Source organism: Micromonospora sicca, from assembly GCF_003172935.1.
Lineage (GTDB): Bacteria > Actinomycetota > Actinomycetes > Mycobacteriales > Micromonosporaceae > Micromonospora > Micromonospora sicca.
In genome coordinates this window covers 1-16,162 of the sequence record NZ_QGKS01000290.1, presented here as the reverse complement: position 1 = coordinate 16,162, position 16,162 = coordinate 1, and the positions used below count along the sequence as shown (strand labels likewise).

14 protein-coding genes and 1 tRNA gene are annotated in these 16,162 nt (G+C 71.9%); 6 read left to right on the top strand and 9 right to left on the bottom strand.

The genetic code is table 11. From position 1 onward, the window contains the following. On the bottom strand, positions 1 to 292 hold a 292-nt coding region (locus DKT69_RS24065; RefSeq protein WP_146231197.1), incomplete at its 3' end, for a GntR family transcriptional regulator. Between the two features lie 53 nt (positions 293 to 345). On the opposite strand from DKT69_RS24065, the gene DKT69_RS24060 reads away from it, so the two are divergent. Both DKT69_RS24060 and DKT69_RS24055 read left to right on the top strand, forming a co-directional pair. After that, positions 346 to 1,107: an isocitrate lyase/PEP mutase family protein gene (locus DKT69_RS24060; RefSeq protein ID WP_109803770.1), complete on the top strand. Its 762-nt coding sequence runs from the start codon at positions 346 to 348 to the stop codon at positions 1,105 to 1,107. A 48-nt stretch (positions 1,108 to 1,155) separates the two neighbouring features. After that, positions 1,156 to 2,115: a DNA polymerase domain-containing protein gene (locus DKT69_RS24055; RefSeq protein ID WP_109803769.1), complete on the top strand. Its 960-nt coding sequence runs from the start codon at positions 1,156 to 1,158 to the stop codon at positions 2,113 to 2,115. A gap of 57 nt (positions 2,116 to 2,172) precedes the next feature. Here the strand turns inward: DKT69_RS24055 and DKT69_RS24050 are convergent, their stop codons facing one another. The 8 genes from DKT69_RS24050 to DKT69_RS24015 all read right to left on the bottom strand — a co-directional run bounded on the left by DKT69_RS24050 (position 2,173) and on the right by DKT69_RS24015 (position 10,545). Next, on the bottom strand, positions 2,173 to 3,444 hold the full coding sequence (locus DKT69_RS24050) for an ROK family transcriptional regulator (protein ID WP_109803768.1): 1,272 nt from the start codon (positions 3,442 to 3,444) through the stop codon (positions 2,173 to 2,175). Between the two features lie 100 nt (positions 3,445 to 3,544). Further along, positions 3,545 to 4,651 (bottom strand): substrate-binding domain-containing protein, encoded by a 1,107-nt coding sequence (locus DKT69_RS24045; RefSeq protein ID WP_109803767.1) that lies wholly within the window; start codon positions 4,649 to 4,651, stop codon positions 3,545 to 3,547. Positions 4,652 to 4,704: 53 nt separating this feature from the next. Beyond that, positions 4,705 to 6,003, bottom strand: a complete 1,299-nt coding sequence (gene mmsB, locus DKT69_RS24040; RefSeq protein ID WP_109803766.1) for a multiple monosaccharide ABC transporter permease — start codon at positions 6,001 to 6,003, stop codon at positions 4,705 to 4,707. Further along, positions 6,000 to 7,547, bottom strand: coding sequence for a multiple monosaccharide ABC transporter ATP-binding protein (gene mmsA / locus DKT69_RS24035; protein ID WP_109803765.1), 1,548 nt, complete (start codon positions 7,545 to 7,547; stop codon positions 6,000 to 6,002). The genes mmsB and mmsA overlap by 4 nt, the downstream gene beginning before the upstream one ends. Positions 7,548 to 7,941: 394 nt before the next feature. After that, positions 7,942 to 8,013: transfer RNA gene (locus DKT69_RS24030), tRNA-Arg, on the bottom strand. Positions 8,014 to 8,164: 151 nt separating this feature from the next. After that, entirely contained in the window at positions 8,165 to 8,860 is a 696-nt protein-coding gene (locus tag DKT69_RS24025; protein ID WP_109803764.1) for a winged helix-turn-helix domain-containing protein, read from the bottom strand. Positions 8,861 to 9,046: 186 nt separating this feature from the next. Next, entirely contained in the window at positions 9,047 to 9,715 is a 669-nt protein-coding gene (locus DKT69_RS24020; protein ID WP_109803763.1) for a DUF305 domain-containing protein, read from the bottom strand. An 8-nt stretch (positions 9,716 to 9,723) separates the two neighbouring features. Next, the gene (locus tag DKT69_RS24015; protein WP_109803762.1) at positions 9,724 to 10,545 is read right to left on the bottom strand and encodes a thioredoxin-like domain-containing protein; all 822 of its coding nucleotides are present in this window, start codon (positions 10,543 to 10,545) and stop codon (positions 9,724 to 9,726) included. A gap of 98 nt (positions 10,546 to 10,643) precedes the next feature. Between DKT69_RS24015 and argS the strand changes: the two genes are divergently transcribed. The 4 genes from argS to thrC form a co-directional block, all read left to right on the top strand. Further along, positions 10,644 to 12,311, top strand: coding sequence for an arginine--tRNA ligase (argS, locus tag DKT69_RS24010; protein ID WP_109803761.1), 1,668 nt, complete (start codon positions 10,644 to 10,646; stop codon positions 12,309 to 12,311). A 6-nt stretch (positions 12,312 to 12,317) separates the two neighbouring features. Then, positions 12,318 to 13,700, top strand: a complete 1,383-nt coding sequence (gene lysA, locus DKT69_RS24005) for a diaminopimelate decarboxylase (protein ID WP_109803760.1) — start codon at positions 12,318 to 12,320, stop codon at positions 13,698 to 13,700. A gap of 8 nt (positions 13,701 to 13,708) precedes the next feature. Further along, positions 13,709 to 15,022: a homoserine dehydrogenase gene (locus tag DKT69_RS24000; RefSeq protein WP_201749827.1), complete on the top strand. Its 1,314-nt coding sequence runs from the start codon at positions 13,709 to 13,711 to the stop codon at positions 15,020 to 15,022. A gap of 104 nt (positions 15,023 to 15,126) precedes the next feature. Continuing rightward, positions 15,127 to 16,162, top strand: a 1,036-nt coding sequence (gene thrC / locus DKT69_RS23995) for a threonine synthase (RefSeq protein WP_109803758.1), incomplete at its 3' end; no start/stop codon positions are given.

The window sequence follows — 16,162 nt, the reverse complement described above, 5'->3', positions numbered from 1 at the left end:
GCGCCGGGGCGGGACCCGGTGGGGCGGCCGGCCGCTGCGGGCTCACCTCGGTGCCCGCGCCGACCCGGGCCACCAGCCAGCCCTCGGCGACCAGCTGGTCGTAGGCGGCGCTGACCGTACCCCGGGCGACGCCCAGCTCGGCGGCGAGCGCCCGGGTCGCCGGCAGCCGGGTCGATGGCGGCAGCCGGCCGTCGCGGATCGCGGCGCGCAACGCCCGCTCCAGCCCGGCCCGCCGGCCGCCGGTCGCGTCCAGCTCCAGGTGCAGGTCGACGCCGAAATCGGCCCAGTCCATCGGCACGGGATTGGAGCTTACGGGCGGGCCATCCGCCGGCCGACAATCGGGCCATGACCGACTCCCGCTCCGCGGCCGCCCTGCGCGCCCTGCACCGCCCCGGCGACCCGCTGATCCTGCCGAACGCCTGGGACGCCGGGTCGGCCCGCGCGGTCGCCGCCGCCGGCTTCCCGGCGGTCGCGACCAGCAGCGCGGCCGTCGCCGAATCGCTCGGCCACGCCGACGGCGAGGCCACCCCGGTCGACGAGATGCTCGCCGCGGTGGCCCGGGTGGTCCGGTCCGTCCCGGTCCCGGTCACCGCCGACCTGGAGCGCGGGTACGGGCTGCGCCCGGCGAAGCTGGTCGACGGGCTGCTCGCCACCGGGGCGGCCGGGCTCAACCTCGAGGATTCCGACCCGCGTACGGGACAGCTGTGCGACGTGGCCGAACAGGCCGAGCTGCTCGCGGCCGTCCGGGCGGCGGCCGGGCCGGACCTGGTGGTCAACGCCCGGGTGGACGTCTTCCTGCACGCCACCGCCGACCACGCCGCAGGGTTCGACGAGGCGGTCCGCCGGGCCCGGCGCTACCTGGCGGCCGGCGCCGACTGCGTGTACCCGATCGTGCTGGCCGACCCGGAGCTGATCGGGCGGTTCGTGGCGGCGGTCGGCGGCCCGGTCAACGTGCTCCTGCGCGCCGGCACGCCCGGGGTGGCGGAGCTGGCCCGGCTCGGGGTGGCCCGGGTCAGTCTCGGCTCCGGCGTGTACGCCGCCGCCCGGCAGCGGGCCGCCGCGATGCTGACCGCGCTGGCCGCCGGCGGCGACCCGTTCGCCGGTTGATCGCCGCGTCGGGTTGCCACCGACCGGTACGGACGGCAAGGTGGGCGGATGAGCGGGGCGGACGAGACCCGGGACGGGGTCGCACTGACCAACCTGGACCAACCGCTGCTCGCCGGCGGGGACGTCACCAAGCGGGACCTGGTCGACTACCTGGACGCGGTGCGGGACCTGATCCTGCCCGGCCTGCGGGACCGGCCGCTCTCGGTGATCCGGCTGCTGCGCGGGCAGGACCCGTTCATGCAGAAGAACCTGCCGAAGTACACCCCGGAGTGGGTGCGGCGCACCTCGGTCTGGGCGGAGGCGTCGCACCGGCAGGTGTCGTACGCGCTCTGCGACGACCGGCGCACCCTGCTCTGGTTCGCCAACCAGCGGGCGATCGAGTACCACCCGACGCTCGGCACGGCGACCCACCCCGACCGCCCCACCTACCTGGTGCTCGACCTCGACCCGCCGGAGGGAGGCCCGTTCGGCACGGTCGTCCGGGCCGCCGAGTTGGTCCGGCGGGCGCTCGCCGGGGTCGGGCTGACCGGGGCGGTCAAGACCAGCGGCGCCAAGGGTCTGCACGTCTTCGTACCGGTGGTCGGGGAGACCACCGCGGAGGAGGCGGCGGCGGCCACCCGGGCCCTCGCGGTGCACACCGAGCGGCTCGACCCGGCGCTCGCCACCACCGCCTTCATCCGGGAGGACCGGGGCGGCCGGGTGTTCATCGACCCGACCCGGGCCGGCGGGGCGACGGTGGTGGCCGCGTACAGCCCGCGGATCCGGCCGGGCCTGCCGGTCTCCTTCCCGGTGGCCTGGGACGACCTGCCCGCGGTGACGCCGGCGGACTTCACCGTGCGGACCGTTCCGGCGCTGCTCGCCGACCGGGATCCGTGGGCCGCGGCGATGCCCGCGCCGCAGCGGCTCCCCGCCGACCTGGTCGCCGAGGGGCGGACCATCCCGGTGGCCCGGGTACAGGCCATGCACGAGGGTAAGCGCCGGGCCCGGGCCCGCCGGGAGGGTGGCTGAGGACCGCCACCGTCCGGACCGAACCCGTCGACGACCGACCAGGGCCGCCGCCGAGGGTCAGGCCGGGGCGTCGGCCGGACCGGTCCCCGGCTGGCCGGCGACGCCGGCGTTGAGCGGGTCGGCCAGCAGCTTGTCGAAGGCCAGTTCGGCGGCGCCGATCAGGGGCGCGTCGCGGCCGAGGGCCGCCGCCTCCAACCGCACGTGCTCGCGGGAGGCGGGCAGCGCCATCTCGTCCAGGCGGCGGCGCACCGTGTCCGCGCCGACGGCGTAGACCTCGCGCAGGTAGCCGCCGAACACCACGCTGTCCGGGTTGACCACGTTGACCAGGTTGGCCACGCCGAAGCCGAGCCAGTCGGCGACCTGCTGGACCGCCGCCCGGGCGGTGGGCTCGGCGTCGGCGGCGGCCCGCAGGACCTCGGCGACCGCGGCCCGTTCCGCCGGATCCCGGCCGGCGTGCCGCAGCAGCGCCGCCTCGCCGACCTCGGTCTCCCAGCAGCCGCGCGAGCCGCACCCGCAGGGCAGGCCGTCCCGGTTGACCACCATGTGGCCGACCTTGCCGCTGTGCCCCCGGTGGCCGCGGACCAGCCGGCCGCCGATGATGATGCCGGCGCTGACGCCGAGGTCCCCGTGCAGGTAGACGAAATCGTCGACGCCCGCCGCCACGCCGCGGACGTGTTCGGCGAGGCCGGCGATGTCAGCCATGTCGGCGGCGACGAAGCCCGGGCCGGCGGCGAGCTCGGCCCCGAGCGCCGCGCCGAGCGCCTCGTCGGCACCGCCGATGCGGATCCGTCCGTCGGGGTCGCGGGTGGTGTCGGCGACGGCGACCGCGCCGCCGACGAAGAGCGCATCCGTGGCGACGGAGCGTTCCATGTCGCGGACCAGGTCGGCCAGCGGGCCGACGGCGTCGAAGGCCGACATCCCGCAGGGGCGGCCGGCCTCGCGCAGGTCGAGAATGCGACCGCCGAGGCCGATGCGGGCGGCGCGCAGCCGGTCCACCTCGATGCTCAGCGCGTGCGCGTAGACCCGTTCGGACCGCGGGCTCACGACCAGCGAGGGACGCCCGGCGCGGCGGGCGGTGGTCGGTGCCTCCTCGGTGACGAGACCGGTGGCGGCGAGGTCGGCCGCGAGCGCGCCGATGGTGCTGCGGTTGAGGCCGAGCCGGGTGGTCAGCTCGGCCCGGGAGGTCGGGCCGTGCACGTGGACGTGGCGCAGCACGGCGCCGAGGTTCTGCCGGCGGATCTCCTCCTGGCTGGCGCCGGGCGACGACGGCACCGGGAACGCCGGGTTGCGGCTGGGCCGGGGGACGCCGGATCGTACGGGTGTCGCCACGGTCGGGCCTCCTTCCGGCAGTTGTCGGGCGCCATGACGACGAAGGGTCCCGGAAGGAGGATTCCGGGACCCGACGTCGTTGCTGACTAGCCTGTGGTGCTTACTTGGTGAGCGGCGCGAGCTTCGGGTCGTTCGCGTACGCCTCGGCCGCGTTGGCCTTGGTGACCGCCACCGGCGGGAGCAGGTAGGTGTCCACGACCTTGCTGCCGTTGTTGTAGGACTTGGTGTCGTTCACCTCGGGGGTGTTACCGGCCTGCAGGGCCTTCACCATGGCGATGGTCTGCTTGACCAGGTTCCGGGTGTCCTTGTTGATCGTCATGTACTGCTCGCCAGCCATGATCGACTTGACCGACTCGACCTCGGAGTCCTGGCCGCTGACGACCGGGACCGGCTTGCCGGCGCCCTTGATCGAGGTGATGATCGCGCGGGCCAGCGTGTCGTTCGGGGAGAGAACGCCGTCCAGCTCCTTGTTGCCGTAGGTCGAGGTCAGCAGCTGGTCCATGCGGGCCTGCGCACCCTCGGCCTTCCAGCCCTGGATGGCGGTCTGCTTGACGTCGGTCTGCTTCGAGGCGACGACGACGTTGCCCTTGTCGATCTCCGGCTTGAGCACGCTCATCGCGCCGTTGAAGAAGACACCGGCGTTGTTGTCGTCCGGCGAGCCGGAGAAGAGCTCGATGTTGTACGGGCCGTTCGGCTTCTTGGCCTTCATGCCGTCCAGCAGGGCCTGGCCCTGGAGCTGGCCGACCTTGAAGTTGTCGAACGCGACGTAGTAGTCGAGGTCCGGCGTGTTGGTGATCAGACGGTCGTACGCGATGACCTTCGCGCCGGCCGCGTGCGCCGCGGCGACCTGGGTCGACAGCTGCGCGGCGTCGGTCGCGCCGATGACGATGACCTTGGCGCCCTTGGTGACCATGGCGGTGATCTGCGCCTGCTGGTCGGCGACCGTGGTGGACGCGCCGGCGTACTGCACGTCGCTCTTGAAACCGGCCTCCTTGAGGCCGTTGGTGAACAGGTCACCGGCGAGGACCCAGTTCTCCGAGGTCTTCGACGGCAGGGCGACGCCGATCAGGGAGTCGGCCGCGAAGCCCTTGGTGTCGCCCTTCGAGCCGCCGGAGTCCCCGTCGCGGCCGGAGCCGCAGGCGGTCGCGGTGAGAGCGAGCGCCGCGATGGCACCGATGGCCACCGACTTGCCAATGAGATTACGCATGACTGGGTAGAACCCTTCTGGAGAGGTGATACGGGGGAGAGGTCTGGTGACCGTCAGCCGGACACCGCCGTCCGGGCGGGCTCGCGCTCCGCGTCGGACGATGACGTGGGTGGGGTGGGTGTGTCACGACGGAACGAGCGCGTGATGCTCCCGATGACCGAGAAGCGTCCCTGGCTCTTGTTGTAGACGTCGATCGCGACGGCCAGCAGCAGGACCAGGCCCTTGATGATCTGGACCCGGTCGGTCCCGACGCCGAGGAGCTGGAGGCCGTTGTTGAGCACGGCCATGACCAGACCACCGACGATCGAGCCGCTGATGGTGCCGATGCCGCCGGCGACGGCCGCGCCACCGATGAAGACCGCGGCGATCGCGTCCAGCTCCCAGCCGTTGCCGTCCTGCGGGCCGGAGGCCGCCGAACGGGCCACGAAGATCATGCCGGCCAGTGCGGCCAGGACGGCCATGTTCATCATGACGAAGAAGTTGACCCGCTTGAGCTTCACACCGGAGAGCTCCGCGGCCCGGGAGTTGCCACCGACGGCGTAGATGTGCCGGCCGCCGGCGGTGTTCCGGGTGTAGAAGGAGTAGATCAGGATCAGCGCCACCAGGATGATGCCGGAGACCGGGAAGCTGGTGCCGACCCGGCCGCTGGCGAAGCGCAGCGAGGCGAAGACGATCGCGCCGACCATGACGGCCATCCGCAGCACCGAGACCCACATCGGGGCGGGATCGGCGTCCATCTCCCGGCGCGTCTTGCGCGCCTGGAACTCCCGCCACACCACGGCTACGCACGCGGCGAGGCCGAGCAGCAGGGTCAGGTTGTTGTAGCCGGTGTCCGGCCCGGCCTCGGGCAGGAAGCCGGAGCCGATCACCCGGAAGCCCTCGGGCACCGGGATCGTGTTCGCGTTGCCGATGAACTGGTTGCCGCCGCGGAACAGCAGCATGCCCGCCAGGGTGACGATGAATGCCGGCACCCCGATGTAGGCCACCCAGAAGCCCTGCCAGGCGCCGATGATCGCGCCGATCGCCAGGCCGAACAGGATGGCGACCGGCCAGGGCAGCGACCACTCCGCCATCGACTTGGCCACCAGGATGCCGGTGAAGGCGGCGATCGAGCCGACCGAGAGGTCGATGTGCCCGGCGACGATCACCATCAGCATGCCGATGGCCAGGATCAGGATGTACGAGTTCTGGTTGAACAGCGCGATCAGGTTGTCCGATCGCAGCGTCAGGCCGTCCGTCAGGATCTGGAACAGGACGATGATCGCCACCAGGGTGAAGATCATCCCGAACTGACGGGCGTTGGACGTGGTGCCTCCGAAGAGGTTCTTCTGCAGGTCCTTCAGTCGGCTCATCGTGTCTGCATCTTCTTCGTCGAGGTCATCTGCTTCATGAGGGTTTCCGGGTCCGCGTCCTGCCGGGCGATCTCGCCGGTGATGGTGCCTTCGAACACGGTGTAGATGCGGTCGCAGAGCCCGATCAGCTCAGGCAGTTCCGAGGAGATGACGACGACGCCCTTCCCCTGGTCGGCGAGCCGCTGGATGATGCCGTAGATCTCGTACTTGGCGCCCACGTCGATACCGCGGGTCGGCTCGTCGAGGATCAGCAGGTCCGGGTCCGTGAACATCCACTTCGCCAGCACGACCTTCTGCTGGTTGCCGCCCGAGAGCTTGGAGACGCTCTCGTCGACCGTCGGGGCCTTGGTCCGCAGTTCCTTGCGGTACGCCTCGGCCGCCTTGTACTCCGCCACCTCGTCGAGGACACCGTGGTGCGAGATCTTGGACAGCTTGGCGGCCACCGTGGACGCCTTGATGTCGTCGAGCAGGTTGAGGCCGATCGCCTTGCGGTCCTCGCTGACGTACGCGAGCCCGTGGGCGATCGCGTCCGCCACCGACTTCAGCACGATCTCCTTGCCGTCCTTGATGATCGTGCCCGACTCGTACACCCCGTACGAGCGGCCGAAGACGCTCATCGCCAGCTCGGTGCGGCCCGCGCCCATCAGCCCGGCGAAGCCCACGATCTCGCCGCGGCGGACGACGAAGCTCTCGTTCTTGCAGACCTGCCGCTCGGCGGAGATCGGGTGCCGGACGTTCCAGTCGCGGACCTCGAAGAAGACCTCGCCGATCTTCGGGGTGTGGTCCGGGAACCGGCTGCTCAGCTCGCGACCGACCATGCCCCGCACGATCCGGTCCTCGTCGGCGCCGTCCGCCTTGACGTCCAGCGTCTCCACGGTCCGGCCGTCGCGCAGGATGGTGATCTGGTCGGCGATCGCCTCGATCTCGTTCAGCTTGTGCGAGATCATGATCGAGGTGATGCCGCGCGAGCGGAAACCGCGGAGCAGGTCCAGCAGGTGCCGCGAGTCGGCCTCGTTCAGCGCGGCGGTCGGCTCGTCCAGGATGAGCAGCTTCACGTCCTTGGCGAACGCCTTGGCGATCTCCACGAGCTGCTGCTTGCCGACCCCGATGTCCTTGATCAGGGTGTCCGGGTCCTCCTGCAGGCCGACCCGGGCCATCAGGTCCAGCGCCATCCGGTTCGCGGACTTCCAGTCGATCGCGCCGCGCTTGCGGGGTTCGTTGCCGAGGAAGATGTTCTCGGCGATCGACATGTCCGGGATGAGCGCGAGCTCCTGGTGGATGATCACGATCCCGGCGTTTTCGCTGGAGCGGATGTCGGAGAAGCGGGTCTCCGCACCCTGGTAGATGATCTGACCGTCGTACGTGCCGTACGGGTAGACCCCGCTGAGGACCTTCATCAGCGTGGACTTGCCGGCACCGTTCTCACCGCAGATGGCGTGGATCTCGCCGGCGCGCACCACCAGGTTGACGTCGGAGAGGGCCTTGACTCCGGGGAACTCCTTGGTGATGGAACGCATCTCCAGGAGGATGGGCACGTCGCTCATCGCTCGTACCACCTCGCCAACGTCATGGATGCCTCCGGGGGGATGGCCTTCGCTGTTTTTGTTGCCGACGGCAACGTATTCCGACCCGAAGGCGATTCGCAAGGGCTGGGAGGCCTGCGCGGGTAACAATCCCGCAATATGGCGGTGCTCTGCGTCACCATGCCGTCACGCTGCCCTCAGCAGCCACTAAGGCATCCCACGCCCCGTCCGTGGGGCCCGATCGCGCGGGGTCGCCGGCTGTGACCTGGGGATCTCCCGGGGGCGGCCGGGGCGCCTCGACGCGGCGTTACCGGTGGGTGGTCGGAGCCGGAAGGGCCGTCCGGCGGCCGGGCAGGACCTGCCACACGGAAAACGCCCCGGCGTGCGCCGGGGCGTTTCTCGTTGGTTTTTGTTGTGCCCCCGGCAGGATTCGAACCTGCGCCCCCGCCTCCGGAGGGCGGTGCTCTATCCCCTGAGCTACGGGGGCTCAGCGACCCGAGAAGAGTAGCAAACCCCCTCCGGGATCGCCCAATCGGTATCCGGCGGCCCGCGACGTGTCGCTACCGCCGGTCGGACGGGGCCGCTCGCGGGCGCGACGGTCCGCGGCCGATCGTGCGCCGCCGCCAGTCGGCAACCGGTCAGGCGGCGACCAGGGCGCGGCCGCAGCTGGGCAGCGGGTGCAGGACGATGCGCCGGGGCAGTCGGCGCGGCCACTCGTTCTTCGGCCAGGAGCCGTCCACGATCAGGTGCACCGTCCGCTCCTCGGCGCCGCTTAGTCGCAGCACGAAGTCGCGGGGGAGCGGCGGGTCGACCGTGGGCGTGGTGATCATGAAGCGCACCCGGCCCCGGGAGGAGACCGCGGAGACCACGTCCGCCGCCGGCATGGTGCCGCGCAGCCGTACCCGGCCGATCCAGTAGACCTCGGCGAGGTGCTCCTGGGCGGCCCGGATGATCGCCGGGTACTCGCCGCGTACCCACCGCTCGACCGCGCCGACACAGAGCCCGCAGGCGCGCTCCCGGGGCTCCCGCGGACCCAACCCCCAGGCCCGCAGGTACGCCCCGACCGTGCCGGCGTCCATCGTCAGGTCGAACCGGCGCTGGATGAGGGCGTTCAGGCTCTGTCGCGTCCAGAGCTCCTCGTCCAGGCCGAACTCGTCGGGGTGGACGCCCCGCAGCGCGTCGATCAGTTCGAGTTCCTGTTCGCGGCTGAGCGTTCCCGACTCGCCCTGCCGCAGTCCGCGACGGACGGCTGCCACCGCCCCGTCACCGCCGATGGTGTGGCGCCGGCACCAACTGGTGACCGAGCGCCCTGCGTCTCTGAGTGCAACCCCCACGTCTTGGGCAACGAGCCCGAATCACAACTGGTCACGATATGTGGGGAGAAAAGTCTCCAAGCAACGTAATCGGTCGGATAGCTCAAACCGTTATAAAGCGGCATAACGGGCAGGTGCCCGCCGGAGACGCCGAGGGGCCTGCGTCGCGGACGACGCGGGCCCCTCGGTGCGGGACGGTACGACGGATCAGCCGCCCAGGCGCTTGAGCGCCGCCTGAAGGTTGGTGAGGTCCGTCTGCTGGGTGTTCTTCATGGTCTGCGCGACCGTCAGCACGTCGTCGTCGTGCCCCTCGTCGAGGATGCCCTGGATCATGTGGATCCCGCCGAGATGGTGCCGGATCATCAGCTGGAGGAAGAGCACGTCGAACTGGCGCCCCCGCGACCCGCTCAGCGTGGTGAGCTCCGCCGGGGTGGCCATGCCGGGCATCAACCCGTCCTTCACCAGCCCGGCGCCGTCCGGCATCCAGGCCATCGCCGGCTGGTCCCCGGTCGGGTCCAGCTTCCATAGCCGCAGCCACGTCTGCATGGTGCCGATCTCGCCCTGCTGGCCGGTGGCGATGTCGCCCCCGATCTGGCGTACCTCGGGGTCCTCGCCCTGCTGGAAGGCCATCAGCCCGAGCTGCACCGCCTGGGCGTGGTGGGTGCTCATGTCCCGGGCGAAGCCCGCCTCGGCCGAGCTGTCACCCGGTCGGGTGACCGTCGGGGTGAGCAGGCCGCCCGCGTACCCGAGGAGCAGCCCGACCACGACGGCAGCGGCCAGGGCCAGCGTGCCGAACCGGCGCGTGGCCCCCCGGCCGCCGTCGGCGGCGACCGGGGCCTCGTCGGGCGCGCTGTCCGTCGTGACGGGTGCGGTCATCGGCATCCTTACTGGGTGGGCTGCTCAGGCATCTGCTGGCCCAGGTCACGCGGCGTGGTGCCGGTCGCGGTGACGCCCTGGGCGCAGTTGGCGTTCGGGCCCTCGATGGAGGCGTTGACCCGCAGCGTCTTGATGAACTCGTCGATCCGGCCGTCGTCGGCGTTGTCGACCTTGAGCTGGAAGCCCCAGGCCTGGAGCGAGATCGGCTTGTCCAGCCCCTCGAACGGGCTGAGCATCAGCTTGTCCTTGCCCTGCACCTTGGCCTTGAGCTTGGCCACCTGGTCGGCCGGCAGGTCCGGCCGGTAGGTGATCCAGACCGTGCCGTGCTCCAGGCTGTGCACCGCGTGCTCGTTGGCGATCGGGGCGTCGTAGACGTCGCCCATGCAGTTCTGCCAGGACGGGTTGTGCGGGCCGGCGACCGGCGGGAGGACGTCGTACTTGATCGCGCCCTGCTGGTGCTTGCCGCCCTCGACCAGCGCCTTGTCCTTCTTGCGGAAGTCGACGACGCCATTGATCGCATCGGCCCGCTCCTGCCACGGCTGCGAACCGCGGTAGGCCGCGAAGGCGCCGTAGCCGATGATGGCGGCCGCCAGCACGCCGACGGCGACGAAGAGCGCGATCGGACCCCACGCGCGGCCCTGGCTCACCTTGACCGGCGCGATCGGCTTGCGGCCCTTGCCGCCGGCGGTCTGCCGCGGCGTGCCCTTGCCGGCGCCGGCCTTGCCACCGGACGGCTTGTCGGCAGCGGCCGGCCGGCCGGCGGCCGGCTTCTTGCCGGTGCTGACCACGGTCGGGCGGCGTTCCGGGCCGCCCGGGGTGCTGATGCTCATCGTGCCTCGTCAGGTCGGTCGGTCAGGGAGCTGGCGGGCGCGTTCACATGCTGGGTCGCCGCCGCGGTGCCCGAGTCTACCCCCGATAACATGGTTCGGTGACTCCCGCAGAACTCGCCGAGGTCGTCCTCTCCGCAGCCCACGCCGTCTTCGTCGACCGGGGGCTGGATCCGTCCGCGCTGCCCGCGCAGACCGTCGTCGAGCGACCCCGTAACCCCGAGCACGGCGACTACGCCTCGACGCTGGCGCTGCAGCTCAGCAAGAAGGTCGGCGTACCCCCACGGGAGCTGGCCGCCGCCCTGGCCGAGCGGCTGGGCCGGGCGCCCGGGATCAAGTCGGTGGAGATCGCCGGCCCGGGCTTCCTGAACATCCGGCTCGACGCGGCCGCCGCCGGGCAGCTCGCCAAGATGATCGTCGAGTCGGGCCCGGAGTACGGCCGCAGCGACACCCTCGCCGGCCAGAAGATCAACCTGGAGTTCGTCTCGGCGAACCCGACCGGCCCGGTGCACATCGGCGGGGTCCGCTGGGCGGCCGTCGGCGACGCGCTGAGCCGGCTGCTCCGTGCCACCGGGGCGGACGTCGGCACCGAGTACTACTTCAACGACGCCGGCTCCCAGATCGACCGGTTCGCCCGGTCGCTGCTCGCCGCCGCCAAGGGCGAGCCGGCCCCGGAGGACGGCTACGGCGGGGCGTACCTCGCGGAGATCGCCGCCGAGGTGGTCAAGCGCCGGCCGGACGTGCTGGAGCTGGACGACGCCGCCGCCCAGGAGGTGTTCCGGGCCGAGGGCGTCGCGCTGATGTTCGAGGAGATCAAGTCCTCGCTGCGCGACTTCGGCGTCGAGTTCGACACCTACTTCAACGAGAAGGACCTGCACGACCGGGGCGAGCTGGACCAGGCGCTGGCCCGGCTGCGCGAGCAGGGGCACGTCTTCGAGGCCGAAGGCGCCACCTGGCTGCGCACCACCGACTTCGGCGACGACAAGGACCGGGTGCTGCGCAAGTCCAACGGCGAGTGGACGTACTTCGCCGCCGACTGCGCGTACTACCTGGACAAGCGCGAGCGCGGGTTCGAGCGCGTGGTGATCATGCTGGGCGCCGACCACCACGGCTACCTCGGCCGGATGAAGGCGATGGCCGCCTGCTTCGGCGACGACCCGGAGCGCAATCTGGAGATCCTCATCGGCCAGCTGGTCAACCTGGTCCGTGACGGCGCCCCGGTGCGGATGAGCAAGCGGGCCGGCACCGTGGTCACCCTGGAGGACCTGGTCGACGCGATCGGCGTGGACGCCGCCCGGTACGCGCTCGCCCGCTACTCGGCCGACTCGCCCATCGACATCGACGTGGAGCTGTGGACCCGGGCCAAGAACGACAACCCGGTCTACTACGTCCAGTACGTGGGCGCGCGGACGGCCGGCGTCGCGCGGCAGGCTGCCGAGGTGGGGCTGACCCGGGGCGCGCCGGAGGACTTCCGCCCGGAGCTGCTCGCCCACGAGAAGGAGCACGAGCTGCTCAAAGCGCTCGCCGGGTTCCCGGCCGTGGTGGCCACCGCCGCCGAGCTGCGCCAGCCGCACCGGCTTGCGCACTACCTGGAGCGGGACGTGGCGCCGGCGTTCCACCGGTTCTACGACCAGTGCCGGGTGACCCCGCAGGGCGACGAGGAGATCACCGACACCCACCGGGCCCGGCTCTGGCTGAACGACGCCACCCGGATGGTCATCGCCAACGGCCTGCGCCTGCTCGGCGTCTCCGCCCCGGAGAGGATGTAACTCCAGATGCGCGCTCACGAGGCCGGTGCCCTGCACGGTGACATCGGCAGCCGCCCGCCCTGGCTGCGTCCGCCGGGCGACGTCAACGCCCTGGTGCCGCAGCTCTGGCCGCGCAACGTGACCCGGGCCGCCGACGGCGCGCTCGCCGTCGCGGGGCTCAGTGTCCGCGACCTCGCCGCGGAGTACGGCACCCCGGTGTACGTCCTCGACGAGGACGACCTGCGGACGCGCTGTCGGGAGTTCCGGGCCGCCTTCCCGGACGCGGACGTCTACTACGCCGGCAAGGCGTTCCTCTGCCGGGCGGTGGTCCGGATGATTGCCGAGGAGGGCATGTTCCTCGACGTCTGCACGGGCGGCGAGCTGGCCACCGCGCTGTCGGCGGGGATGCCGCCGGAGCGGATCGGCTTCCACGGCAACAACAAGTCCGTGGCCGAGCTGAGCCGGGCCCTCGACGCCGGGGTGGGCCGGATCATCCTCGACTCGTTCACCGAGATCGACCGGCTCACCGCGTTGGCCCGCGAGCGCGGCGTACGCCCCCGGGTGCTGATCCGGGTGACGGTCGGCGTGGAGGCGCACACCCACGAGTTCATCGCCACCGCGCACGAGGACCAGAAGTTCGGTTTCTCGCTGGCCGGCGGGGCGGCCGCGGCGGCGGCCTTCAAGGTCATCGACGAGGACGTGCTGGAGCTGCGCGGGCTGCACTCGCACATCGGGTCGCAGATCTTCGACGCCAGCGGCTTCGAGGTCTCCGCCCGCCGGGTGCTCGGCCTCCAGGCGCAGATCCGCGACGCCCGCGGCGTGGAGCTGCCCGAGCTGGACCTGGGCGGCGGCTTCGGCATCGCGTACACCACCCAGGACGACCCGGCCGCGCCGCACGACCTGGCCAAGCGGCTCCGCAAGATCGTCGACGGGGAGTGCGCGGCCGAGAAGCTCGCCGTGCCGCACCTCTCCATCGAGCCCGGCCGGGCCATCGTCGGGCCCGCCGTCTTCACCCTCTACGAGGTCGGCACGGTCAAGGACGTCGACGGGATCCGGACGTACGTGAGCGTGGACGGCGGGATGAGCGACAACATCCGCACCGCGCTCTACGACGCGTCGTACTCGGCGACGGTGGCCAACCGGGCGTCGTCGGTCGAGCCGCTGCTCGCCCGCGTGGTGGGAAAGCACTGTGAGTCCGGGGACATCGTGGTGAAGGATGAATTCCTGCCCGCCGACGTGCAGCCCGGAGATCTTGTCGCGGTGCCCGGCACCGGGGCCTACTGCCGGAGCATGGCCAGCAACTACAACCATGTCCCGCGGCCGTCGGTCGTGGCCGTCCGCGACGGTCGGGCCCGTCTGATCGTTCGACGGGAGACCGAAGAAGACCTGCTCGCATTGGATGTCGGATGACCTCACCTGTGCGCCTGGCGCTGCTCGGCTGCGGCACCGTCGGCAGCGACGTGGTGCGGCTGCTGCACGAGCAGTCGGCCGACCTCGCCGCCCGGATCGGCGCCCCGCTGGAGATCGCCGGGATCGCCGTCCGCCGGCTCGGCCGGGACCGCGGCGACCTGCCCGTCGACCCCGCCCTGTTCACCACCGACCCGCTCGGCCTGATCAAGCGGGACGACGTCGACATCGTGGTGGAGGTCGTCGGCGGTATCGAGCCGGCCCGCGGTTGGCTGGTCGAGGCGCTGCGCGCCGGCAAGAGCGTGGTCACCGCCAACAAGGCGCTGCTCGCCGAGGACGGCGCGACGCTGCACGACGCGGCCGCCGAGGGCGGGGCCGACCTCTACTACGAGGCGTCGGTCGCCGGGGCGATCCCGCTGCTGCGCCCGCTGCGCGAGTCGCTGCACGGGGACCGGATCAACCGGGTCACCGGCATCGTCAACGGCACCACCAACTTCATCCTCTCCGCGATGGACGCCACCGGCGCCGGCTTCGCGGAGGCCCTCGAAGAGGCCACCGAGCTGGGGTACGCCGAGGCGGACCCGACGGCCGACGTGGAGGGCTTCGACGCCGCCGCCAAGGCCGCCATCCTCGCCTCGCTGGCCTTCCACACCCGGGTCACCGCCGCCGACGTGCACCGGGAGGGCATCACCGAGGTGACCACCGCGGACGTGGCCAGCGCGAAGGCGATGGGGTGCACCATCAAGCTGCTCTGCATCGCCGCCCGCAACACCGACGCGGCGGGCCGGGAGACGGTCGGCGTGCGGGTGCACCCGGCGATGCTCCCGCTGACCCACCCGCTGGCGAGCGTCGGCGACGCGTTCAACGCGGTCTTCGTCGAGGCCGAGGCGGCTGGGCAGCTGATGTTCTACGGCCGCGGCGCGGGCGGCGCGCCGACCGCCAGCGCCGTCCTCGGCGACGTGGTGGCGGTGGCCCGTAACAGGCTCGCCGGGGTGCACGCGGCCAGCGAGTCCGCGTACGCCGACCTGGCGGTGCGGCCGATGGGCGAGGCGCTGACCCGCTACCACATCAGCCTCGACGTGGCGGACCGGCCGGGTGTGCTGGAGGCGGTGGCCGGGGTGTTCGCCCGGCACGAGGTCTCCATCGCCACCGTGCGGCAGGGCCCGGCGGGTGGCGGCCCCGCCGGCCGGGGCTCCGACGCCGAACTGGTCATCGTCACCCACGTGGCGCCGGACGCCGCGCTCGCGGCCACCGTCCGCGCGCTGCGCGGGCTGGAGATCGTCCGGTCGGTGACGAGCGTGCTGCGGGTCGAGGGCGGGCTGTAGGCGGTGTCCCGTCAGGTGGTTAATGCCGGGTGCGCCGGGCGGCGACCCGGGTTGCTGGTCCAGGCTTGACATGCGACAGGGCCGGTAGAGGCGAGGAGAGCGACATGTGGCGGGGCCTGATCGAGACGTACCGGGACCGGCTGCCGGTCACCGACGCCACCCCGGTCGTCACCCTGCACGAGGGGAACACCCCACTGCTGCCCGCGCCGGTGCTCTCCGCCCGGCTCGGCTGCGAGGTGCACCTCAAGGTCGAGGGGGCCAACCCGACCGGCTCGTTCAAGGACCGGGGCATGACCGTCGCGGTCTCCAAGGCGGTCGAGGCCGGTGACAAGGCGATCATCTGCGCCTCCACCGGCAACACCAGCGCCTCCGCCGCCGCGTACGCGGCCCGGGCCGGGATCACCTGTGCGGTGCTGGTGCCGCAGGGCAAGATCGCGCTGGGCAAGCTGGCCCAGGCGCTGGTGCACGGCGCCAGGCTGCTCCAGGTCCAGGGCAACTTCGACGACTGCCTGGCGCTGGCCGGCAAGCTCGCCCAGGACTACCCGGTGGCCCTGGTCAACTCGGTCAACATCAACCGGCTGCACGGGCAGAAGACCGCCGCCTTCGAGATCGTCGAGGCGCTCGGCGACGCGCCGGACATCCACTGCCTGCCGGTCGGCAACGCCGGCAACATCTCCGCCTACTGGATGGGCTACTCGGAGGACCGGTCGGCCGGCAACGCCACAAAGGCACCGAAGATGTACGGCTTCCAGGCCGCCGGCGCCGCCCCCATCGTCACCGGCCAGGTCGTGCACGAGCCGTCCACCATCGCCACCGCCATCCGGATCGGCAACCCGGCGAGCTGGACCAAGGCGGTCGACGCCCGGGACGCCTCGGACGGCCTGATCGCGGCGGTCACCGACCGGGAGATCCTGTCGGCGTACCGGCTGCTGGCCCGGGAGGTCGGCGTCTTCGTCGAGCTGGGCAGCGCGGCCAGCGTGGCCGGCCTGCTGCAGCAGGCCGCCGCGGGCCGGGTCCCGCCCGGCTCCACCGTGGTCTGCACGGTCACCGGCCACGGCCTCAAGGACCCCGAGTGGGCCATCTCCACGGCCCCGGCCCCCACCACCATCGCCAACGACCCCCTGGCCGCCGCCCGCTCCC